The following is a 24,791-nucleotide window of genomic DNA, read 5'->3' on the forward strand; positions in this document are numbered from 1 at the left end:
AACGACTCTTGTCACTATAGAGATAAGTGTCGTGTTAATTTAAAAATCGCGTAATTTTAATTCGCGATTTTTTTTGGTTTTAAGTAAAGCGGACAATTTAAGAAATAAAATAGCGGTTAAATAAGCATCACCAGAAGCTGTATGTCGGTCATGCATAGTAATATTAAACAAATGGCATAATGCGTCTAAGCTATAGTGTTTTTGATTTTTAACGTACTTTGTTTTTTTATAGAGTTGTCCGGTATCAATAACCTTGTTTTTTAACTTAGGTAACGCCATCTGTTTTAAAGCTTGATTTATCATAGCGACATCAAAAGCAGCATGATGTGCTACTAAAACGGCATTTTTTATGTAATCTAAAAACTGAATGATAGCTTCGTGTTGCGTTGTTTTTACGATTGTTCCGGTTTTTAAAATCCCATGTATTTTTACAGTGTCTGCGTTAAATTGAGTTTGGATTATGTAACGTTCAAAACTATCAGCGACGTCAATAGCACCGTTTGTAATGGCAACGCAACCAATGGATAGTATTTTATCTGTTTTTGGCTGTAAACCCGTAGTTTCTGTGTCAAAAACAACAAACCTAGTGGTGTCTAAGCTGTTGTTTGGATGTGTAAAAGTTTCCGCGTAAGCGTTATAAAAATCAGGATATATATGACGCTTAAACCAACCCATTATAAGATTTGAGACAGTTTAAAACGCACGTTTAATAGCTCTTGAATATCTTTGATAGGTTTAAAACAGCCTTTTAGTTTTAGTTTATTGGATTTACTTAGATTTTTGACATCTATATAACGTCCAGAATCACCATGTTTTAGGCCTTGTTTTGTTCTAAAACGTAATAATATTCTGAAAGCATAAATACAAGACTCATACAACTCTTTATTTTGTGGTTCTAGTTCAATTAACTTCTGGTAGCGGGCAATAGTACTATTAAAATCTTTGACATTATGTGATAAAATAATAACTCGGGCGGCGTCTACTAATGGCATTATTGCTCGAGATTTGATATCAAATTGATCTTTATGTTCTCCTGTATCTTCCACCAAGAAACTTCTAAAAAAGCTTAAAGGTGGTGGGTTTTTTAAGGCATTGCGACCCATAAAATTTAAGAAAATAGTATAGTTATCAATTGCCTGAAAGATGCTGTCCGACATTTGACTAACCAAACTTGGTTTTCCGTAAACGATATTGTAGTCAAAAAAGATGTTGCAAAGCATCATTTTGTCTTCGTTAGGATGCGTAATCCAATTAGTGAATTGTGATTGCCAGTCCGATACAGATAAGCACCATTTGGGATTGCTAGCCATCATATTTGCAGGACATAATTCAAAACCGACTATCGCTAATTTATCATTTACTGCTTTTGCTAATTTTAAAAAATAGGCTTTGGTTTTGGTTTCTTCAATACCATCTTCGTACACCAAAGCATTGTCTTGATCTGTGTATAATAATTGTTCTTTTCTACCTTGACTTCCAATAGCTAGCCAAGCAAAAGCTACCGGTGGTTGTTTATCTAATTCTGCAATTGACAAATCAATAACACGTTTGGTTATGGCGTCGTTTATTGCTGATATTATCTTGGAAACAAAGCTTATAGGGATGTTTTGTTTAAGATACCCTTTAAGCAGTTCTTGAGCTTTTTCTCTGATAAATTTTAATGATTTTGCAGTGGTTGCACGTTTGATTTCTTTAATTAAAACCGATGGGTTGTTACCATGTATTACTATAATATCGTGCTCTGATAAGATGCCAATTAATTCAGAATGTATTGTACCATCTCTAGTGATGCATAAATGCGAAATATCATTTTTTAGCATCGCAATTTGTGCTTCTGCGACAGATATGTTTTCTGGAAAAGTAATTACGGGCGAAGACATGATAGCTTCAACGTCTTCCGTAATTGAATGTAATCCAGTGGCTATTTTATTGCGTAAATCTTTATCTGTAATTATACCAATTGGTAATTTGCCTTCTGTAATAATTATGGAGCCGACTTTATTCTGACTCATAATTAAAGAGGCTTCTTTTATGCTAATTTGTGTATTACAAACTATTGGGTTTTTAGAATATTTGGCAGATTGTACTTCTGTAAAAGCAGACGTTTCGGGTTTTAAAATGGCTTCGTTAGCAAATAGTGTCCCTTTGTCTTCATTACTGTAAGGGTTACGCGTATTGGTTGCAAAACTGGCTATTAAAAACTGATTTGCTTTGGGATTATTAATAATTATGTCTTCTAATAATTTTGAAGAAATACTATACAATATACTTTCTTCAATAGTTTTAGCGTCTAATAAGTAGTGGTCTTTACGGATTACTGCGCGTAAACCAAAAATATCACCTTCGTCACATTCGTCCACCAATTTTGTGCCTCTAAATACTCCAACAGCACCATCCTTTACAACGTAAAAGGAATCATGTAATTCTTCATTTTGTCTAAAAACAAAACTATCCTTTTCTAGGTATAACACTTTGACTTGAGACGCAATAGCAAACAATTGATCATGAGTTAAGGCGTCAAAAGGAGGGAAGTTTTTAAGGAAATCTAAAATACGTTCAGCAATGGTGTTCTTCATCTTACTAATTTATGCAAAATTAATATGAAAAATGCTGAGTATTATCATGAATTTTTTAAAGTCTGTGATTGACTTTTTATTTTCTTTAAAAGGAAGGCTATTTAGTATAATTTTATATCTATTATTTTGAAGTAACCTAAAGTAATAGGCTACTTCAAATAAAGATAACCGGCTTTTATATTGGTTGTTTTAATGTGTTAATTCTCAGGAACGTCCGTTAAAGTTTCTAGGTAAGCTATAATGGCTTGTTGCTCCGTTTCTGTCAGGTTTAAATTATCAAATGGAAGGGTTTGGTGTTCTAAATCAAATCCTAATCCACCACCGCCACCAAGGTTGTAAAAATTAAGAACGTCTTCTAAAGTATTATAAACGCCATTATGCATGTATGGTCCCGTGATAGCTATGTTTCTTACAGTTGGTGTTTTAAACATACCTTTATGTAGGTCTTCTTTATATTTATAATAGAAACCAGAATCGTCATCTAGTTTATTATTTTTTGCTGTTTTTGGTACACCAATAACTTCTTTTTCGGTTTCAGTAAAAAAAGGAGGTACAGTTCCGCTAGTTAGTGGCATAAAATGGCATGTAGCGCATAAAGCCTTTCCCATAAATAGGTTATAACCGAAGGTTTCTTCATCTGTAAAATTATCAAGTTCTCCTCTAATATTTTTATCAAATTTAGAGTCAAAACCGTTTAATGTAGATATGTAAGAAGATAGTGCTTTTATAACATTGGTGTTGTTTTTTGGAACTTGTCCATAGGCTTCTTTAAATAATTTAATGTAGGTAGTGTCTTGCAGAATAGCTTCAGAAAACGTGTGAACATTAGTATTAAACTCTTTGTCATTTAAAAATACAGATGAAATTTGTTCAATCATCGTTTCTGAGCGACCATCCCAAAAAAAGCTTTTTTGAAAGGCGCTGTTTATTAAAGTAGGTGTGTTACGTTGTAACTTGTTACCGTTATTGTCTAAGTTAACAGTCAACGCATCTGCATATCCTAACACGGGACTATGGCAAGTGACACAAGCCATGCTGTTATTAGCAGAAAGTTGGGTGTCAAAAAAAAGTTTTTCGCCTAACGCGATTTGTTTGTCACTAGGATTTCTGTTTGTGGTTGTTGTAAAATAGTTTAAGTTGAAACTGTTGCTTTCAAAAAAAGTGGGCGCATCAAAATTAAAAGGCTCTGTATTGGTAGGCTTCCAAATATCAGCTGTTTTACGGATAGAAACCCAATGACGTGTGATTGGATTCAGGTAATCACGTGTAAATGTAAACCTATCAAAACTATCAAAATCTTGATTTTGTTTGATGTAATTAATAGCCTTTAAAATTGAATTATTAAACGTGTCATCTAAGGTTTTGTCTTTTTTTAGAATAGTGGATTTAATGGTGTTATTATAAACGGTTTGTAGGCTTTTTAATGAAATAGCACTCTCTTTTATACCTAAATGGCTAACAGGTGTATCAAAAGCCGACATACCTAAGCTTACAATGCGTAATAATTGTTGGTGTGTAGCTATAAAGAAGCGTTGTGGTGTTAACGCTCTGTTTTGCATATTTCCTTTTAGGATGGCAAATAAGCCTTGGGTAACATAAATTTCTTGATTAAAATCGGTGATGGATGTGTCTTGGTTATAAATGCTTTCTTCTATTTTTTGAAGACCAATTGGTTTTAAAATTTTACCAGTATCTTCTTTATAAACAGGAAGCGCAGGTCCATTAGTTCTGTGTCCAACTTCAGGATTTAAATATGACGCAAAAGGCTCTGCTTTTTTAAAAGCTTCTCTTGCTAATGTAAAGTAGTGTTTTGTGTTTTTACCCTTTAGACCTTCGACTTTTAAGCTATCTAAGTATTTGGAAGCAAGGTCTATATTTTCTATATAGTAATTTTGAGCTACCTTCCAATTAATGACATCTATGGTTTCGGTTTTATCGGTTTTACAAGCAGAAATGCTTAATAGTAATGTTAGAATAATTAAAAACGAATGGTGTGATTTCATGTTAAGATTGTAATAAACAAAATGAATCTCCATTATAAAACGGAGATTCATTATTAATAATAAAAGACGTTGTCTTATCTAGGTAATCCTTGTAATAAAACGATTTGTCCACCTTGATTGTGTGGTAAGTTATTTGATATAAACTCGTCACTTTTCCAGTAATGTGGTTGTAGGTTTAAGATAAAGGTATCAGGTACACCAACTTTGTCAGAAATATCAATTAATGCTCCAAACTCTCCTGATAAAGAAGTGCTTCCAGTAGGGGATAAGTTGCTTTCAATTTTTAAATCTAAAACGGCAGTTGGGTTGTTTCCTTCTAAATCTGTTTGGTAGATTCTAGCAGCATGTCCTCTAGAAAAAGAGTTAGGATCTTCCTGGATATAAATATAGTTTTCTGTCACACAAATATTATCTGGGCTTTGTAAGCTAGATAAGTTTCCGTCTTGATTGTTAGTGTCTGTATTACCACTTACCACTTGTGTTAATTGACCTTGTAAAGGGTTAGTGGCATCTAAGTTAAGTTTGTAAACTGTACCCCAATCATTGTAAGTTCCTGCTCCAGGACCTCTTCCAGTTACCGCAAAATAGACGTTTCTACCATTGGCATCGCTACCTTTTTGATAATCTACATCTTCTACACGCATAAATTGTGAAGCAAAGACACCAGTACAAGCTGTTTCCATTTCGTTTTTGGTCATCGATGCACCATTTTCGATTTCTACAAACTCAACATCGTAAGTCATTCCAAAATCTAAGCTTCCTTCGTTATAAACTGTATTCGCAGTGACTGTTTGAACACCATTTGCGCCATCAGAAATTTCTTTTAAACGCAACACATATATTTTACCATTAGTTAAATCTGCATCGCCATTTTCTGATAAGTACATGATGACTTGACCTTCAGACCCACTAGAATCGTCGTCTCCACCAATAATTACCGTTTTACCAGCAAATGAGTTTTGAGGTAATGGCACTGCGTTTTCCCAAGAGAATTCGCCTAAAGCATCCAAACCAAAATCGGCAGTAGGCGTAGGCGTTTCTATCCAAGGATCGATAGCTTTAACATCGTATGCGATACTTTCTGAAGCAGATAAAAAGAAGTCTTGAGACCCACCATGTATTGCAGCTTCCCACATTGTTCCAGAGCACTGTCTTGCAAAATCTGCAACTCCAGCGTTTAATAACCATTCTCCTTTAATAGGTCTCATGTTTTCGTCAAATCTGATTCTAGAGACACTATAATCGTCTTCTGCATTAACAACATAAATATATTCGTTACCATCTTTTAATAAACCCGCACCATCTTGTGCACCAACTAAACGGAATCCATTTGGTAAATAATCTGTTGAGCTAATTAATGAGTAAGCATTTACGTTACTAAAATTAGAGCTAATATTTACCAACGGATCTAATACAGATTTGTTAGTGAATAAGCCTTCTGGCGGTGTGTAATCTTGTCCATCTTGACCATTAATTCCGTCTAGACCGTTTGTTCCATCTAATCCATCTTCGCCTTCACAACCCAAAAGTCCAAATCCAAGACTTGTTAGGATACATAGTTGAAAAAAACGTTGTTTAAATAATTTCATTTTGATTAATATTTTTAGTGGTTAATTTTAAGCAAAACTACAGTCAAGAGACTAATTGTATGTTACGTTAAAATGAATGAAATTTTAAGAAAACTTTACGCCAATGTTACTATGTAAACACTATGTTAAGTGTTGTTTTTGTGTGTTTAAAATACTGATAGTATGAGTGTTATGTTGTTTTTGATACGATTTTAGTGTTTACGTTTTAATTAAGATTAGTTAATGCTTTGGTAACTTTTATACTTTATAAAATCACGGAATTTGCAGAAAAAACAATGGAATTATTTTTAGTCGTATTTGGTGCTTTATTTTCAATAATGAATCCCTTAGGAACTGTCCCAGTATTTGTAGGTTTAACAGAAGAACTGAGCAAAAAAGAACGGTCTGTCACTGCTTTTTGGACAGCAATAGATGTTTTAGTGATTTTAGTACTTTCGTTTTTTGCAGGTCAATATATATTGTCTTTTTTTGGAATTAGTCTAAATGCTTTGAAGATAGCAGGAGGGCTGATAATTACCTCGTCTGGATTTGCTTTGTTAACGGGTAAGTTTAGAGAGCACAAAGGGATGAAGCGCAAAAAAGTGCAGGAGGATATACATACGCGTGATGCTATTAGTTTAACGCCCTTAGCTATACCTATGTTAGCGGGACCAGGGACCATCTCTTTATTAATAACTTATAATCAAGAATTTGTACTAACCTCTGAAATATTAATTATCGTAGGTGCAATTCTCTTGGCAACACTTGCGATATATATCATATTAAAAAGCGCTTATTTTATAGTTCGGTTTTTAGGTGCATCCGGTATAAATGCACTGTCCAGAATTATAGGTTTTATAGTAATAGCAATAGGTGTGGAGTATATTATATCTTCGGTTGTAGATATACTAACTTTAATTAAAGGATAGCTTCCTGACGTGCTTTTCGTTTTCTAGTGGATTTGATGTAAGTAAATATCATTAGTGATAAGGTTCCAAATATGGTAAAACCAATAAATAATGGTAGCGCTGTATCTTTAACATAACTACCAATAAAGTTAGCAATTGGCACCGCCATTATTGTTGATACAAATCCCGTTATAGCAGCGCCAATACCTGCAATATGACCAATAGGCTCCATTGCAATGGCTCTTAAATTCCCAAAAATAAAACCAATAGTAAAAAACTGAATAGCCATAAACAATAGTATTACAGTTAATGATGGATTTGTAGCAGCATTCCAGAATAATAACACATATAATAAAGCATTGACACTAAATACTATAATTGCTAAATAAGATAATCGCCACATTCCTAAACGCATCACAAAGCTTCCGTTTAAAAAGGTTGATAAACCGACGCCACAAGCCAATCCTGCAAAGATGTATGGAAACTCATCTATTAAACCGTATTGGTTTTCAAAAATAACTTGAGACGCACTTAAATAAACAATAAAAGCACCCGAGATAAACCCAGAAATAACAGTAAATCCAATGGTTTCTTTATACTTTATTAACTCTTTTAAACCATCAATAAACTCATGGCTACTAAACTTTATTTTGTATTCAGGTTTAAGGGTTTCTGGTTGTCTTTTCCAAAACCAAATGCTGACTATAAATGCCATAACTAATTGGACATAAAATATACCAGTCCAATTATAATGGTTTAATATAAATTTTCCCATTACGGGCGCAATAACAGGAACTAAAATAAAAAACGTCGTTACAAAAGACATGATTTTGGCCATATAATCACCTTTAAACATATCTCTAATAATAGCAATTGCAATAGTTCTTGGTGCTGCCAAACCTATCCCTTGAAGGATACGACCAGCAACCATCATTTCTAAACTGTGCGAAAGCACACAAACAATACTACCTACTGCAAACACAGCAAAACCGATATATACGATTGGTTTTCGACCAAAACTATCGGATAAAGGTCCAAATAATAATTGCCCAAAACCTAATCCTAAAAATATCATGGTAATTAGTAACTGATTATTTCCAGTATCAAAACTATTAATAGAGATACCAATTGCTGACATTGCAGGCAAAATTGCATCTATTGCTAAAGCTACAATAGACATTAGCGAAGCCATTAATATGATAAATTCTAGTTTTACAGTCTGTTTTTCTTGCATGCAGCAAAAGTAGGATAAAAAAGAATTATCCTTGGTTTAATTAGTGTGAAATAGGTGTTAAAATAGACCCAATTAATTAGATTATTATCAAACTTTTATAACAACTTTGCAAAACAATATTTTTAGTGATAAAATTTATATTACTATCTTGTATATTGTAATAAACCTTTGATTATCAATGAGAAATAATGTTCTATTTTGCTTAGTGTTTTTGTTGTTTTCAACACAAATAATTGCGCAACAAATTGCTCCAGAAAAGATAAAAGAGCAAATCAGTATTTATAAGAATGATTTACGTGGTCCTTATAAAGATATCCGTTGGTTTTGTACGGATGGTAGTTTACGTCAACCTAAAGATCCTTGTCCTGATAATATTGGACCAGGGAATCAACATGCGCGCTATAAAGATGACGTTGAAAAATTAGCAAAAAGTAACCATATTTATTTAGGGCAAATTTTAACTAACACAACAAATGAAGCTTTTTTAGATGTAGATAATGACAATTCTAGGTTAAAACAATACCAAATTGATAAGTATTTAAGAGCTGTTGATAATGGTTGGGTTAATCAAAAAAGTCAGTTTTATAGAGGTGCAATCCAGTCGGAAGATGAGGAATCATGGGGGGTTGATTTCTATAAGTGGTTATTATCTAAAGATAAATTACTTGTTGAAAATTACTTTTTAATCAGGCAATCTTTAAAAGACATTCCGCATAGTGGTGATGATAATCTTGCACAATTAATGCGTAGTCAATCTAAAGTGTTATCTGATTTGTATCCTTCATTTATGGATTTACGCGTTAAGATACATGCACAACCAGAAATAAATGATATTGAAAAAGTTAAAGCTTTTAAAGTAAAGCATGTAGAGAAGTTAAGTGCGAGCCAAATTAAGGTTTTAGATGAATTATTGGCAACTATGACTACTTTTTTTAAACCGATAGATTTGTTGTCATTACAAGCTAAAGCAAGTATAATAAAGTCAACAACGTTTGGCGAAACTTTTAAAAATTATGCCATTCAGAATAATCATTCTAATAATGCGTCGGATTTAATTCAGAATACAGCTGAATTATTAACCATTTTAAGAGCAAGTCTTCTTGAAGAAAAAAGACCTCTTGCGCGTTTACAACTATTAGATATTTCTATTGTACTTGAAGATCTTATCTTTAAAAACGCACCATTATGGCAACCTGAAACAGTAGAGCAGTTAGTTAGTAAGGTGTGTTATTTAGGAATGGCAACAGCTGCAACCGGTTATATTGAACAACATGAATGGGACGCTTTAAACCAAACATTATCAGCTAACAAAGCCAATGAAGCTACTTTAGGCGAGTTAACGTCTGTTTTACAAAATGGAAGAAGTTTAGTAGAATGGAGTTCAGGGATGGTTAAAGCTAATTATCAAAATGAAGTAAATACGTATACTGCTTTTGAACCTTTAGCCTATGGTTTTATAGATGATAAAATTAGAGGATCAATTGCTTTGCATTTAGGTAAAGCGGTAGGAGAATTGGGTGATTTTATAGCTGAAGAATCAGCGTTGACTAATAAAGTGTTAAGCATACCAAACCAAAGCACAGTACGTGGTTTAAACCCAGGGTACGCTTTTGGAGAACTTGTTGTTGTTGCAGGATCACCAGATGCTATTGAGGTATCTTCAAATAAGATTTATATTTTCCAACGTCCACCAGCAGATTTAAAACCAATAGCGGGTATTGCAACGGTTTCAGAAGGGAACATGGTGTCTCACGTGCAATTATTAGCGCGTAATCTAGGGATTCCAAATGCAGCGTTGTCTGATCAAAATTTAGATGATTTAAAACCTTTTAATGGACAAAAAGTGTTTTATGCAGTGTCTAATAATGGAAATGTAATTATTAAGGCAGAAAAAGACATGTCTGCAGAAGAACGTGCCTTATTTACAAAAACAGAACGTAAAAGCGAAAAGATAGAAGTACCGGTAGAATCTATTATTTTAAATGAATCTAAAGTGCTTAATTTACGAAATGTAAACGCTAGTAATTCTGGTAAGATTTGCGGACCAAAAGCAGCCAATTTAGGTCAGCTTAAACAAATGTTTCCGGAGCAAGTTGTGGAAGGATTAGTTATTCCGTTTGGGATATTTAGAGATCACATGAATCAGGATATGCCAGAACAAAATCAATCGTATTGGCAGTTTTTAGAAGCTATGTTTAAGGAAGCTACCGCAATGGAAGCCAAAGGGATTGTAGAAGGTGAGATTGAACATTACCAATTACGTCAATTAGAAACATTAAGAGCAGCAATAAAAAAGATGCCTTTAAAAGCTGATTTTATTGATCAGATGGAAGCTGATTTTAAATCGGTTTTAGGTCAAGATTTAGGTGCTATTCCAGTCTTTTTAAGAAGTGATACTAATATGGAAGACCTAAAAGAGTTTACAGGTGCTGGTTTAAATCTAACCCTATTTAATGTGGTTGATAAAACTAAAATATTAGAAGGGATTAAAGATGTTTGGGCATCTCCGTACACAGAACGTAGTTTTAAATGGAGACAAAAATATTTATTGAATCCAGAAAATGTTTTTCCTTCGATATTGGTAATTCCGAGTGTAGATGTCGATTATTCGGGTGTTTTAATTACTAAAGGATTAACTTCTGGTAATGATAACGACTTGACTATAGCTTTTAGTAGAGGCGCGGGAGGTGCAGTGGATGGACAGTCTTCAGAAACGTATTTATTAAAAGACGATGGCGGATTACAATTCTTAGCACCATCAAGAGAGCGTTTTTACAATAGTTTGCCAATTACAGGCGGAACATTTAAAAAGTCATCAACCTTTGATAAACCAATATTAAATGCGCAAAACATTAATGATATAAGAGCATTGGCTAAAACAATTAGAGCAACCATGTCTCAAGCCACTAATTCTGATTATCAAGGCGCTTATGATGTAGAATTAGGGTTTAAGGATAATAAATTATGGTTGTTTCAAATTAGACCATTTGTAGAAAATAAAAAGGCATTAAGTTCTACATATTTACAATCCATAACACCAGTAATTGATAATAATAAAGTGATAGCACTTTCAAAAAAGATATAAATGAAAAAAATAGTAATTGTTTTAGTCTTAGTACTGATTTGTTCTGCGTTTACAACCGCAACCTTTTATCCTATTGATGGTTATGAGCATACAGGCATTAAACGTTTAAAGCGTTTAGAGTTAATTAAAAGTGGCGAAATTGTTGAAAAACAAACCTTACCAGAAGGTGCTTTTAAATCGTATTTAGATATTAAATTGAATCTAAAAGAAAAGGCATCCGATAGTCTACATTGTTTTTTCAAGGAAAATGACGCTTTTCAAAAGGAAATTAGTAGCCTTTTTAGAGGTTTGGATAAAAGTTACTCGTTAACTGTAATGGATATTACCGATTTAAACAATATTAGATACGCACACCGAAATGAAACCTCAGGGTATCAGCCAGGAAGTGTTGGTAAATTAGCTGTTTTGATTGGGTTGTTTAATCAGTTATCTAAAATTTATCCTGATGATTTTGATAAACGTATTCAATTATTAAAAACAAAAGTGGTTAAAGCTGGAGTTTGGGGTTTAACGGATGAGCACACAATACCAATTTACAATATAGAAACAAAAAAACTAGTTAAGCGCCAGGTGATTGCTAGTGATACGTTTACTTTATTTGAATGGGCAGATCATATGTTATCTGTAAGTAATAACGGAGCAGCAAGTATTGTTTGGCGCGAAGTATTATTAATGCAAGCTTTTGGAGAGAAATATCCTGAGTTAACAGAAGAAGAGGCTTTAACCTATTTTAAAACCACAGAAAAAAAGGTGTTAACTGACCTAGGAAATGACGTTGTTAATTTGCCATTACGTGATTTAGGGATTACTGCAGACGAATGGCGTTTGGGGAGTTTTTTTACTAGAGGAGCAAACACTTACGTTGGAGATAAAGGCGGGAGTATTGGAACGCCTTTTGGTGTTATGAAATTTTTAGTACAACTAGAACAGGGTAATGTCATTGATGCTGAGTCTAGTTTAGAGATGAAACGCTTGATGTATATGACGGACAGACGTATTAGATATGCACAAGCACCAGCTTTAAAAGAGGCAGCGGTCTATTTTAAATCAGGTAGTTTATATAAATGTGATAGAAGTAATGGACAGGTTTGTGGCAAGTATATGGGTAATGTTCAAAATTTTATGAACTCTGTTGCAATTGTGGAGCATCCAGATAAAACGACGTATATGGTTGTTTTGATGACTAATGTATTAGGCAAAAACTCAGCAACTGACCATATGAACTTAGCTGCCAATATTGATAAGTTAATTAAGAAATAAGACGTAATAAGTTTTCAGTTTGTGTCCTGATTTTTTTATTAGTTTCATTAATTAAAACCAATTCTAAAAGAGGCTTATAATTTGCAGTATTAGACTTTTCAATAAGGTATAATACTGCAAATTTTAGTTTAATATCTTTTCGTTTTAGTAACTCATTATAGCATTCTAATTCACTTAAAACCTTAAGATTAAGTTTTTTTATTTTTTCTTCAGAATTAGAATCTAACAACATTGATTCTGCTACCGGAATTAATTCTTTTTTAAGTTGACTGTTTAAAATATTATCTAAAAACTCAATAGCATGTAAGCGTTGTTCTTCCTGACCGTGTATCATGGTATTAAATATAGGATCCACATCGTTTGGTGGGTATTTAATTCCTAAAAACCTAAATATACGTTGTAATTGTCTGTCTAATCGCTGCTCTAAAAGGTGTATAAGTCCATTTCTAGCTTCAGTTTCGTCTTTAGACTCAGTAACACCAGATTTCTTTTTATACTGCAGTACAATTTGAGTATGAATAACCGCTAAGGTGTTTTGATACAATTGACATTCGTCTAGAATTTTATCGACTATAAATCGATCCTTGATTTTTAAGTGTGGATATTTCCATTTTAAACGTTTTAATGCTTCAATTGCCTCGATTTTAACAGCATGCTCAGTATCGTTAGTTAGAAGAATTAACGTGTTTATTGCTTTTTGAGATTTAAATTTTTCGATTACTAAAATAACATAGGCTGCATCTTCAAAATCAATAGTTTCTTTTATGACCTTTTGATAGAGTACATCTATAACAGGTTCTTTGTAAAAAAACAAAGCATCTACAGCAGTCTGTCTGGTTTCTTTTACCGATAAATGCGAAATAATAGCATCAATAAATTCAGAATCTAAGGTCTTGGCAGCACTAGTTATCGCTGTTTTTAAAATGTCTAAATCTTTAGATAATAGTTGTGTTTTTAGCACATTATAATAAGTACTTATTTTAGCATTACCTATACTTTCTAGAATTGCTGTAATCTTGTTGGTTTTTAACTCAGGATCCGCTAACTCTAAATATTTACTTAAAGCAGCATTTATTTTTGAGTCTAAGTTAAATCTATTTTGGAGTAATTGATTATGACTAGATTCTAAAGATAATCCTACTAGAGCAGCATTAGCAATGGTGTTATCATCACTGTTTATATACTTTTCAAATAAAACAATAGTATTTTGCTTGTAGTTTTTTAATAGATATCTAAATGCTGACGTGGTAACATCTTGATCTTTATCGTAAACCATGGTTTCAATTTGAGACGATAGATTTTCAGACTTTAGAAAATATAAATTATCTATAGCCAATGTTTTTATCCTTGGCGATTCATGATTCAGAAGATTTTTAATACTATTAAAAAAACGTTCGTCTTTTACGTCTAACGTTCTTTCTAACATATTAATAATTTGGTTCTCTTTTCCTGTATTTAAAACTCTTAAAACACTATCTATAATTGATGTTACTTTTATAATCTCTTTATGATGCTTATCTTTTTTAATTCCAGAATTATCAAGTAAATCTTTAAAAGCAATGATGTATTCTTTTCTAAGGAAATAAATTAAAACCAACCAAACAGCGATTAATATGATAATAATTACACTGATATAAGTAGAAGAAATATTTAAACCGTTTATAAAAAAGATTAGAATAAAACCAGCAAGACCTGTAGCGATACTATCTACAACAACATCTGTAAAGGTTTTTGTTTTCTTTTTAATTTCTATAGGAATAGGGATTGATAACAACTCTGTAGATGCTTTATTAACGGATTGTTTTAAACTACCGTCCACAATTTTAATAAATACAATCACCCATAATTGTGGCAGTAATAGTAGAATTATTGAACCAATTAAAATCCCGGTTGGAAGCCATAATAAAGCTTTTCCAACACCAAAAGTACCAACAATTCGCTTGGTTAAAAATAGTTGTACCAATAATGAAATAACACTTAAGGTAGAAAACCAAAATCCAAAAAAGGAGGTCAGTTCATCTTGGTTATCAATAAGTCTTGACGCATAGTCACTATATTGGTAATCTACTAATTTGGCAACAAGTACGCTTAAACCTATAACTAAAGCGATAAGACTCAGTAATTTTGATTGTTTTATTAGTTTTAAAGGCGACTCTCCTTTAGCATTACTTTTTAAAGTGAGCTGAAAGGTATTAAGTTTTGCTATTTCGGTTTTCCATATGTATCGTGTAATAAAAACACAGATACAAAGTAGTAAAGCTGCAATAAATAACAAGTTTACAGAGTCAATAAAAGTAGTTAGTAAAGACGTTAAATACCCACCAAAGATACCTCCAGCAATAGCGCCAGCACCTATAAAACCAAACACACGTTTGGCTTCTCTAATATTATAAACTAGGTTGGCTAAAATCCAAAATTGTGAGGCGGTAAGCAATCCAAAAATAGCCACCCAGATGTATGGAATGTATAATAAAAAACCAGTAATTAAATTAAAGTTTAAACCAACACCAAAGAGTATTAACGATATTACAGAACCAATAATGGTTTTGTCTATTATAATATTTAACGAGTATTTTTCTAAGGCTTTGTCATAAAAGTAAGAGCCTACAATTGCCATGATAGCAGTTAAAACATAGCCTAACGGAAGTGCATCTGATGTTAACTCTGATAAAAATAGCGAGTTAATTGTAGGTTTTACAATTAATAGTGTTGTAATAATTATAAAAATATTTAATTGTAATAGAAGGGTCTTTTTAAGCTCTTCTTCCTTTAAATCAAATGCTTTTAAAAGTATGGTTTTTATAGGTTTTAATACCGAATTTGTTAAGTCCAATGTTTTGTGTCTAATGCGTAATGATTAATAGTTTACAAATGTAAGGTATAAACTATCTTTTATATTTATTGAAAAGGGTAATAAATAATATCAAAACTTAATTAGCTCTTAAGACTTTCTCTACTGGTTTTATCAAGTCTCTAATAATTTGTTCTCCTGAAGCGTCTTCTATTAAAGCTACTAATATATAACGTCTGTTAAGGTCTTTTCCCCAAACTAAAACAGAGTCTGAATGATAGTTTTTCCAAGAGCCCGATTTTCTAAATATTCTTGCATCAGGTGCTATTTTGTCAAGTGTATTTACAAATTTATGGTGCAACGCTGTGTTTTCCATAATATCTAACATTTGCTTAGAGCGTTTTTGATTAACCAATTTACCATTAGCTAACAGGTAATAGTATCTACAAACTTGTGTAACAGTAGCTGCATGACTTAAGTTTTTTAAAGGTTCTCTGTTTGTGTTTCCACCACCACCGTAGCGTTTTCCTACCCACAGACCACCACCAATAGCTTCGTCATAAAACTTATATTTTTTACTCCTCATTACCGACTCAATCTTGTCATATCCAACACGATCAATCATTCTAGTGGTTGCCGCATTATTAGATTTACTAATCATAAGGCGCATATCTTTTCTAATGTCTGCAGTCTCAGTTAATTCTTTTTTATCAATAGCATCCATCGCAGCTAATAATACTGCAATTTTTGGTAAACTGGCAGCATACATCATGTGGTTGCCATTTATTCTAGCAAACTTTACATTATTGGTATCTCTAAGGTCTACTAAGCCAATCGACATCTTTTTTTGATTGATTAGTTTTTTCCAAAGGGGATTTTTATTAATCTCTGATTCTAGTGTTTTTTGAAGATCACTATCTGCTAAAGAGGTTAACATCGCAATTTTGCCATCACTAGTTGGTAATGGAAGCTCATTTTGAGCAAAGCTATTAGTTACAAATAGAGTAACTATGGCGATAAAAACAAGGTGTAATTTCATTAAAAAAAATGCGTTAAATATAATTAGGCAAATGTAGTTAATTAACTAGTTATTAAAGTGTTAAAATTTTATTTTTCAAAAAAATAAAATTATGAGCAATTGTAATGGTTTTGTGATTGTTACATCCTTTTTTAGTTAATATTTTAGCTTTAGATTTTAAAATAGTATTAATAATCTAGTTGCTATTTAGTAAAAATCATAATCCATTAGTAAAACTGTGATATTTTTATAAATTTGTTTTAAACTTATCCCTTAAGTCTAATTTTAATGATAAAAAAACAAAGCATTACGGTTGTTAATGCTCTATTTTATAGTGTAATCTTTTTATGTGTAGGTCTTGTATCTGCTCAAAATTATCGTACGCCTAACTTTTATAGTTTAATAGACTCTGCTGATGTTTATATAGATGATTTCCCAAAAAAAGCAGAACAATTTTTAGATAGTATTCCAGAGCCAATCACATCTACAATTAAAGGGCGTTTAGCTTACTATTATCAGTTGCGTGGATTAATTAATGATAAGTATGAAGAGCCTATTAAGGAGTTTCAAAACTTCTCTTTAGCTTTAAAATATGCCAAATTAGAAAATGAATATGATATTGCTGGCATGGTGTCTTTGGAGCTGTTTTTTAATACTTATATAATTAAAAGGGATGCAACAGCATTTAAATATTTAGACGATGCCAAAGCATTTTACGCCTTAGCAAAAAACACAAATGGTTTAGCAGAAGTTAGTCAAATGTATGCTTATGTACAGTTTAATCAAAATAACTATGCCAAAAGTAATGCCTTACTTTTACCAAATTTAGAGCGCTATAAAAACATAAAAGATGATCAGTATTATTATATGTATGCGTTGTTTATGTTGTCTTCAAATTATGCGCATCTTAATAATTTAGACAAAGGACATTACTATTTTAATTCGCTTAAAGCACTACAAAACGACAGTACACTTTCCCCATCATTATACGCATCGCATGTAGTAACTATTAATACGTGTTTTGCAGAAGTGCACTTACAACATAAAAATTTAGATTCGACGTTGTATTATCTTGAAGCTTCAGGTAAAATGCGTCCAGCTATGAATGTGTCTGACACTAAGCAGTATTTTAATTTGTATGCCGATTATTATAAGCAACAAGGAAACAGTGCATTTAAAAATAGTTATTTAGATTCTTTGCGCGTCTTTAACGACCAACAATTTGATAAAGCAATAAAGGCTAGTCTAGATATTAATACAGCTTTAGTAAGCAAGGATGAAGCGTTAGTAGATGCAACAGATAAAAGAAACACTAATAGATTATGGATTGTAATTTTAGCAATTATTTTAGTGGCTTTTGGTATTGTTATAACAATGCGTTACAAAAAGATTAGATTAAAGATTGTTGAGTTTACAAAACGAAAAGACGAATACCAGTTTATGCAAACCAATCATGAAAAGCTTAAAGTTAAGGTAAGAGGGTTGGAGGATTATATTAAGGAGCTTAAAAATGAATTGAGGGCAATTTCAACCATAGATAACTCAACAGAGCAGAAAGAAAAAACGAAGGCGTTATATAAAAATTTACATCATCAATCATCTACATTTTTAGCAAAAGAAGAAAATTATTTAGAGTTAATCAATGATGTAAATATTGAATTTTTCACACAAATAAAAACATTACATCCTACGTTAACTGATTCGGAAATCATCATTTGTTATTATTTGTTTTTAGGATTTAAAAATAAGGAAATCGCAGCTTTTTTAAATACGTCTACGCGATCTGTAGAAAGTAAACGCTATCGACTTTCAAAAAAAATAGAGGCTTTGGATAGTAATATAACTTTAATCGATTATTTAAATGTGACTTTTAAGAATTCTAAAATCAGTGCTTTTTAGTCTTCTAACGTCCCATTAGGTCTTAGTTTTTAATAGTGCGTAGTCAATGCGTAGTCTTTGTTTACAATAGTATATACAGGTTAATTGATATTTGTGTTGTTCTAATAATTAAATAGAAAAACATGAAAAAAACAATTACTTTTTTATTCTTGGTCTTCACGATTGTATCCTATTCTCAATCTATAGACTACAAAAAGACACCTTATTTAAAAGGTAGTAATTATTACCAAATCATAAAACAAGTTAGAGAGGATTTGGGAGCATTCAATAAAAATGCATCTAAAACCGAAATTAAAAAGCATAAGCAATTTGAACGTTGGGCTTATTTTTGGAAAGATAGAGTGGACGTAAATGGAAACTTTCCTAATGCCTTTTCAGGTTATTATAATGCTGGTATTATTTATGCTAATGGTAAATTTAAAGACAATATAAGTTTAGCAAGTCAGACTAGTAGAGCTTCAAATACAGGACAAACATGGACAAATATTGGACCACAAGAAGTACCTGATGCTAACGGTTACCCTAATCAACCACAATTAGGACGATTGACTAACTTTTTAAGGTACACACATGCTACTGATCCAAGTCAAAATGTATTGTTTGTAAGTGCTCCAGTTGGAGGTGTATGGAAATCTACAGATAACGGAACCTCTTGGACACCTAAATTAGATCATTTAGCAGGTATTGGTGTTACGGATATTAAAAGTAGCGCGACAGATATTAATAATCCGGGGACTATTTATATCTCCACTGGAGATTTTGATGCAGGACATATCAAATCAATAGGTGTGTATAAGTCAACTGATTTTGGAGAAACCTATCAGCCTACAAATTTGACCTTCAATTTAAATCAACAAGAATCAACTTCTAATTTAATTGTACTTGATGCTAACACGGTAATTGTTGGAACAAACAAGAACATTAAAAAAACAACGGATGGTGGCGTAACATGGACCAATGTTTATGCTCATAATTATGACGATGCTGTTTTGGGTAAGTTTCATAGAAACGGTAATAATATTATGTGTTCTGATAGTTGGGGTGGATTATTTTTCTCTTCTAATAATGGAAGTACATGGAGTGTTTTAGTGTCAGAAGGCTCAAGTAGCCAGCGTCATGCTATTACATCAGATCAATCAGGTGTGTTTTATGTACAAAACGATAATGGACAGGTGTCTACATATAATACAACATTAGCATCACCAGTGTTAACGACTATTGGTGTGCCGGCAGTTGGTTATAGTACACAAGGCTCTTATAACCAATGTTTAGCAGTAAAAGATGGTTTAATTATTAGCGGAGTAGTAGATGGAATAAATTCTGATGACTTAGGAGACACATGGTATGTAACTTTAAACAATTCTTGGTCAGATAACACTTCTGCTGGTTCTTATGGACATGCAGATATACATGAAATGGGACCTTTAGATGATGGGTATTCTTTTTGGAATGTAAACGATGGTGGTTTAAATTTTGTTACTTACAGTAGTATTGCGGACGAAAAACCTACCGTAGAATATAAATCTAACGGAGTGATTGTAACACAATTATATTCGGTAGCAATAACACCACAAACTAGTACAGATAACATTATTATGGGAAACCAAGATAATGATGGTTATAGTTTAGAATTAGTTGGTGGTACACCAACATGGGTAACAGCAGGAGCAGGAGACGGTACGTGTACAGCAGTAGATTATACTAATCCTCAAATTAGATATTTAGGGTCGCAGAATGGTGGGTTGACAAGAGCAGATAATGGCTTTTTAGGTGATGTTTGGGGGACAAGTTTAACAACGCCAACAGCTGGAGCGCCTTTTGTTTGGACATTAAAAATGCACTCCACAAATTCTTCAATATTATATGGTGGTTTTGCAGATGTTTATAAATCGGCTAATAAAGGTGATACTTGGACCAACTTAAACTCTGGAGCAGGAGCAATAGAGTATATCGAAACTTTTGGAAGTGATTTAATAGTTATTGGAGAAACTTCGGTTAGAAAATCAAGTAATGATGGAAGTACGTGGACTACAGTTAATCAACCTGAAGCTGGTGCTAAAATGAATTCTGTTTCATTAAACCAAAATAACACTAATATATTATATGCAACAGTAAATGGTTATGTAGACGGATCAAAGGTTTATAAATCTATGGATGGTGGAGCTACATGGATTAATATTTCAGCAGGACTACCAAATATAGTTGCAAAGCAAGTTGTTTTAAAACAAAATCAAGGTCAAGAGATTTTGTTTTTAGGTACAGAAATAGGCGTGTATTTTAAAACAGGAACTGAAGATTGGGCTAAGTTAGGCGAAGGATTGCCAAATGTGGTTATTAATGATTTAGAAATTAACTACACGCAAGACAAATTAGTAGTTGGAACATATGGTAGAGGACTTTGGGAAGTTAGTATTTTTAATGAAACCTTAGGTGTCGAAGAAGTTCAATTATCAAGTGAAACCGCACCTTTAGTGTATCCAAACCCAGTAAAAACTGGAGTTCTTAATATTAAAATGAATACGACTAATACCAATTTTAAATATCAAATGTACAATGTTATTGGAGGTTTGGTTAAAAAAGGAAGCTTAGCCACAGGACTAAATACGCTAGATATTAGCACTATTGCATCAGGTATTTATGTTGTAAGAATGACAGATGGAATCACGGTATCTGCTCAAAAAGTGATTATTGAATAGAGTATAGCTAGTAATCTCTGATTTTTTTAGGGAAACTAAAAAGAGCCTCAATTGAGGCTCTTTTTTTATGCTTTCTTTATGTATTATTTTTTTTATAAAGGAATATTACCATGTTTTCTATTTGGTAAAACTTCTTCCTTATGTTCTAACATTTTAAACGCTTTTATTAATTTACGTCTTGTGTTTTCAGGAAGAATAACTTCATCTATAAAACCGCGTTCTGCAGCTTTATAAGGATTAGCAAACAGCTCAGCATATTCGGCTTCTTTTTCTAAAAGTTTTTCTTCAGGATTATCTGCTGCTTTTATTTCTTTTCTAAAAATAATTTCACTGGCACCTTTTGCTCCCATAACAGCAATCTCAGCACTTGGCCAAGCGTAATTTAAGTCCGCTCCAATGTGTTTAGAGTTCATAACGTCGTAAGCACCACCATAAGCTTTTCTTGTAATTACAGTTACTTTAGGTACTGTAGCTTCGCTTAAAGCATATAATAGTTTTGCACCATGCACTATAATTCCGTTCCATTCTTGATCTGTTCCTGGTAAAAATCCTGGTACATCTACTAACACTAATAACGGAATATTAAAGGCGTCACAAAATCGTGTAAATCGTGCTGCTTTACGCGAACTATTTACATCTAAAACACCTGCTAAAATCAATGGTTGGTTAGCTACAATACCAACACTTTTCCCACCAATTCTTGCAAATCCAACAATAATGTTTTGGGCAAAATCTTTATGGATTTCAAAAAAGCTATCCACATCAATTATGCCTTTTATAACATTATGCATGTCATATGGCTTGTTGGCATTTAAAGGAATGATTGTTTTAAGTTCGTCTCTAATTTCATCACCTAACTCAAATGGTAAATCTTTTGGTTTTTCTAAGTTGCTTTGTGGTAAATAGCTAAGTAAACGTTTAACATCTTCTAGACATTCTATATCGTTAGACGATGTGACGTGGGCTACACCAGATTTAGTCGAGTGTGTACTTGCACCACCAAGCTCTTCGCTGGTCACCTCCTCGTTAGTTACTGTTTTAACAACGTTTGGACCTGTAACAAACATATAACTTGTATCCTCTACCATCATAGTAAAATCCGTCATTGCAGGACTGTAAACAGCTCCTCCAGCACATGGACCCATAATAGCAGATAGTTGTGGTATTACACCAGATGCTTTTACATTTCTATGAAAAATATCAGCATATCCACCTAAGGATCTAACACCTTCTTGGATACGTGCACCACCAGAATCGTTAAGACCAATAAAAGGCGCACCAACTTTAAGTGCTAAGTCCATTATTTTACAAATTTTTTCGGCATGTGTTTCAGACAAAGCACCTCCAAAAACGGTAAAGTCTTGTGCAAAAACATAAACTAATCTTCCGTTTATTGTTCCGTAACCTGTAATAACACCATCACCATAAAATTTTTGGTTTTGCATTCCAAAATCAACAGTTCTGTGTGTTACTAATGCACCAATTTCTTCAAAAGAGCCTTCGTCCATTAGATAGGTAACACGTTCTCTTGCGGTTAATTTTTTCTTTTGGTGTTGTTTATCTATTCTATCTTGACCACCACCTAATTTGGATAGCTCAAGTTTTTCGTTTAGGGTTTTTATTTTAGATTCCATATCTCTATTTTAATCACGTATGGTCGTAAACGCTATACGTTATGTAATTATCTAATTAGTTGGTAGTCTTAATTGCTTTTGATCCTCTAGATACTGTTTTACAGCAAAAAGAGCAGCTAATTTAGCTTCGTGTTCTGCATCTTGTTTTAAAGCTTCAGGAGAATAGTACTTTTTTACAAAATGGGTGTCAAAGTTTCCTGATTTAAACGCTTCATGATTAAATACAAACGTCCCAAAAGGCAACGTGGTTTCGATACCTTTAACATCGTAATCTGCAATAGCTTGACGCATTAGTTGCATGGCTTCTTCACGTGTTTTACCGTAAGTAATTAGCTTGGCTAACATTGGATCGTAGTAGATCGGGATATCCATACCTTGTTCAAAACCATTATCCACTCTTATCCCTTTTCCTTCTGGAAGTTTATAAACGTCTAAATGTCCAACACTAGGTAGAAAATCGTTTAAAGGATCTTCAGCATAAATACGTAATTCTAAAGCGTGACCATTAATTTTTAAATCAGATTGTTTTATGTCTAAAGCTTCGCCACGAGCCACTTTTATTTGTAATTCTACTAAGTCAACACCAGCGATAATTTCTGATACAGGATGCTCTACTTGTAGTCGTGTATTCATTTCAAGGAAATAGAAGTTTTTGTTTTCATCTAATAAAAACTCGACAGTTCCAGCGCCAACATAATCACATGCTTTAGCTACTTTAATTGCAGCTTGTCCCATTTCTTCTCTTAACTCTGGCGTTAAAACAACACTTGGCGCTTCTTCGACTACTTTTTGATGGCGACGTTGTATACTACATTCACGCTCAAAAAGATGTATCACATTACCATGCGTGTCCGCCATGACTTGAATTTCGATATGACGAGGCGATCCAACGTATTTTTCAATAAAAACAGAACCATCACCAAAAGCATTAACTGCTTCACTAATAGCACGATTCATTTGAGATTCAAATTCGTCTTCGTTTTCCACAACACGCATTCCTTTTCCACCACCTCCAGCAGAGGCTTTTATTAAAATAGGAAAGCCAATAGTCTTAGCTATTTTTTTAGCTTCAGCAATATCTGTAATAGCTTGGTCTGTTCCTGGTACCATTGGTATATCATAACCTTTAACAGCATCTTTAGCTGCAAGTTTACTACCCATGACTCTAATAGCATGCGATTTTGGTCCAATAAAGGTGATGTTGTTTTTTTCGCAAAGCTCTGCAAAATCTGCATTTTCACTTAAAAAACCATAACCAGGATGTATACCATCAACATTTAAGCTTTTGGCTACTTCTATAATTTTATCGCCTAATAAATACGATTGATTAGAAGGTGCTTCTCCAATTAAAACAGCTTCGTCAGCAAATTTTACGTGAGGCGCATTACGATCTGCAGTAGAGTAGACTGCTACGGTTTCAATTCCCATTTTCTGGGCTGTACTCATAACTCTTATTGCGATTTCGCCACGATTGGCGACTAGTATTTTTTTCATTTTATTCGAATTCAATTAACAATTCACCTTTGTCTACAGTACTTCCCTTTGTTCCTGTCACAGACTTTATCACACCATCTCTAGGTGATACAATGCTGTTTTCCATTTTCATAGCTTCAAGGATAAGTAAAGGTGTATTTACAGAGACTTCGTCACCAGGCTTTACCATAATATCCAAGATTAATCCGGGCATTGGCGCTTTTATATTATCAATAACTTTGGAAGCACCAACTTCAAATCCCATTGCCTTTATTAAAGCATCCAATTGGTCTTCGATTTGGACTGTATATAGGTTATTGTTAACTTTTACGGTGTACGCTTTTTTTAGAAAATCACTTTCCGTGATTTCGATTTTAAAAGGTTTGTTATTATCTAAAAGATGAAATGTATTCTGTTTAACTTCAACAGAATCAATGCTATTTATAACATCTGAATCTATCTCAAATTGATTAAGACCATTTGTTTTTACATTAAATTTTTGGCTCATTTTGTCTAAAATTATGAGGTATAAAGATAAGTAACTATATCGTTTTAGTAAAACAGAAACTCATTATATTATTCTATATTAGTTAACAATTACATCCATTAGGTTTATTTTTACGTACTTAAGTTATAAACAACATAT

At 32.8% G+C, this 24,791-nt stretch carries 15 protein-coding genes; 5 read left to right on the forward strand and 10 right to left on the reverse strand.

The window, feature by feature from the left end:
• Positions 1 to 39 precede the first annotated feature (39 nt).
• The 4 genes from CXF54_RS02920 to CXF54_RS02935 all read right to left on the reverse strand — a co-directional run bounded on the left by CXF54_RS02920 (position 40) and on the right by CXF54_RS02935 (position 6,168).
• Positions 40 to 675 (reverse strand): PolC-type DNA polymerase III, encoded by a 636-nt coding sequence (locus tag CXF54_RS02920; RefSeq protein WP_101202377.1) that lies wholly within the window; start codon positions 673 to 675, stop codon positions 40 to 42.
• Complete coding sequence (locus CXF54_RS02925; RefSeq protein WP_101202378.1) at positions 675 to 2,576, reverse strand: DUF294 nucleotidyltransferase-like domain-containing protein; 1,902 nt, start codon at positions 2,574 to 2,576, stop codon at positions 675 to 677. The genes CXF54_RS02920 and CXF54_RS02925 overlap by 1 nt, the downstream gene beginning before the upstream one ends.
• A 197-nt stretch (positions 2,577 to 2,773) precedes the next feature.
• Complete coding sequence (locus tag CXF54_RS02930; RefSeq protein ID WP_101202379.1) at positions 2,774 to 4,579, reverse strand: cytochrome-c peroxidase; 1,806 nt, start codon at positions 4,577 to 4,579, stop codon at positions 2,774 to 2,776.
• A gap of 74 nt (positions 4,580 to 4,653) precedes the next feature.
• Positions 4,654 to 6,168, reverse strand: coding sequence for a hypothetical protein (locus tag CXF54_RS02935; protein ID WP_101202380.1), 1,515 nt, complete (start codon positions 6,166 to 6,168; stop codon positions 4,654 to 4,656).
• 275 nt (positions 6,169 to 6,443) lie between these two features.
• Here CXF54_RS02935 and CXF54_RS02940 point away from each other — a divergent pair, with 275 nt between their 5' ends.
• Positions 6,444 to 7,076, forward strand: coding sequence for a MarC family NAAT transporter (locus CXF54_RS02940; protein WP_090838946.1), 633 nt, complete (start codon positions 6,444 to 6,446; stop codon positions 7,074 to 7,076).
• Here CXF54_RS02940 and CXF54_RS02945 read toward each other — a convergent pair.
• The gene (locus CXF54_RS02945; protein WP_101202381.1) at positions 7,066 to 8,289 is read right to left on the reverse strand and encodes a multidrug effflux MFS transporter; all 1,224 of its coding nucleotides are present in this window, start codon (positions 8,287 to 8,289) and stop codon (positions 7,066 to 7,068) included. The genes CXF54_RS02940 and CXF54_RS02945 overlap by 11 nt on opposite strands.
• A gap of 178 nt (positions 8,290 to 8,467) precedes the next feature.
• Between CXF54_RS02945 and CXF54_RS02950 the strand changes: the two genes are divergently transcribed.
• Positions 8,468 to 11,374, forward strand: a complete 2,907-nt coding sequence (locus CXF54_RS02950; protein ID WP_101202382.1) for a PEP/pyruvate-binding domain-containing protein — start codon at positions 8,468 to 8,470, stop codon at positions 11,372 to 11,374.
• Positions 11,375 to 12,634, forward strand: a complete 1,260-nt coding sequence (locus CXF54_RS02955) for a serine hydrolase (protein WP_101202383.1) — start codon at positions 11,375 to 11,377, stop codon at positions 12,632 to 12,634. It begins immediately after the preceding gene.
• Here the strand turns inward: CXF54_RS02955 and CXF54_RS02960 are convergent.
• Positions 12,624 to 15,467, reverse strand: coding sequence for an Npt1/Npt2 family nucleotide transporter (locus tag CXF54_RS02960; protein ID WP_101202384.1), 2,844 nt, complete (start codon positions 15,465 to 15,467; stop codon positions 12,624 to 12,626). The genes CXF54_RS02955 and CXF54_RS02960 overlap by 11 nt on opposite strands.
• Positions 15,468 to 15,564: 97 nt before the next feature.
• Complete coding sequence (locus CXF54_RS02965; protein WP_101202385.1) at positions 15,565 to 16,464, reverse strand: serine hydrolase; 900 nt, start codon at positions 16,462 to 16,464, stop codon at positions 15,565 to 15,567.
• Between the two features lie 267 nt (positions 16,465 to 16,731).
• Between CXF54_RS02965 and CXF54_RS02970 the strand changes: the two genes are divergently transcribed.
• A complete protein-coding gene (locus CXF54_RS02970) occupies positions 16,732 to 18,342 on the forward strand; it encodes a helix-turn-helix transcriptional regulator (RefSeq protein WP_101202386.1) in 1,611 nt (536 codons plus the stop codon).
• A 122-nt stretch (positions 18,343 to 18,464) separates the two neighbouring features.
• Positions 18,465 to 21,038: a T9SS type A sorting domain-containing protein gene (locus CXF54_RS02975; protein ID WP_101202387.1), complete on the forward strand. Its 2,574-nt coding sequence runs from the start codon at positions 18,465 to 18,467 to the stop codon at positions 21,036 to 21,038.
• A gap of 92 nt (positions 21,039 to 21,130) precedes the next feature.
• Here CXF54_RS02975 and CXF54_RS02980 read toward each other — a convergent pair whose 3' ends face one another.
• The 3 genes from CXF54_RS02980 to CXF54_RS02990 are packed head-to-tail and all read right to left on the reverse strand — an operon-like array spanning position 21,131 to position 24,653.
• Positions 21,131 to 22,672 (reverse strand): acyl-CoA carboxylase subunit beta, encoded by a 1,542-nt coding sequence (locus tag CXF54_RS02980; protein WP_101202388.1) that lies wholly within the window; start codon positions 22,670 to 22,672, stop codon positions 21,131 to 21,133.
• Between the two features lie 51 nt (positions 22,673 to 22,723).
• A complete protein-coding gene (gene accC, locus CXF54_RS02985; protein WP_101202389.1) occupies positions 22,724 to 24,166 on the reverse strand; it encodes an acetyl-CoA carboxylase biotin carboxylase subunit in 1,443 nt (480 codons plus the stop codon).
• Between the two features lies 1 nt (position 24,167).
• On the reverse strand, positions 24,168 to 24,653 hold the full coding sequence (locus CXF54_RS02990) for an acetyl-CoA carboxylase biotin carboxyl carrier protein subunit (protein ID WP_090838641.1): 486 nt from the start codon (positions 24,651 to 24,653) through the stop codon (positions 24,168 to 24,170).
• Positions 24,654 to 24,791 lie beyond the last annotated feature (138 nt).

Source organism: Olleya sp. 1-3, assembly GCF_002836085.1.
GTDB lineage: Bacteria > Bacteroidota > Bacteroidia > Flavobacteriales > Flavobacteriaceae > Olleya > Olleya namhaensis.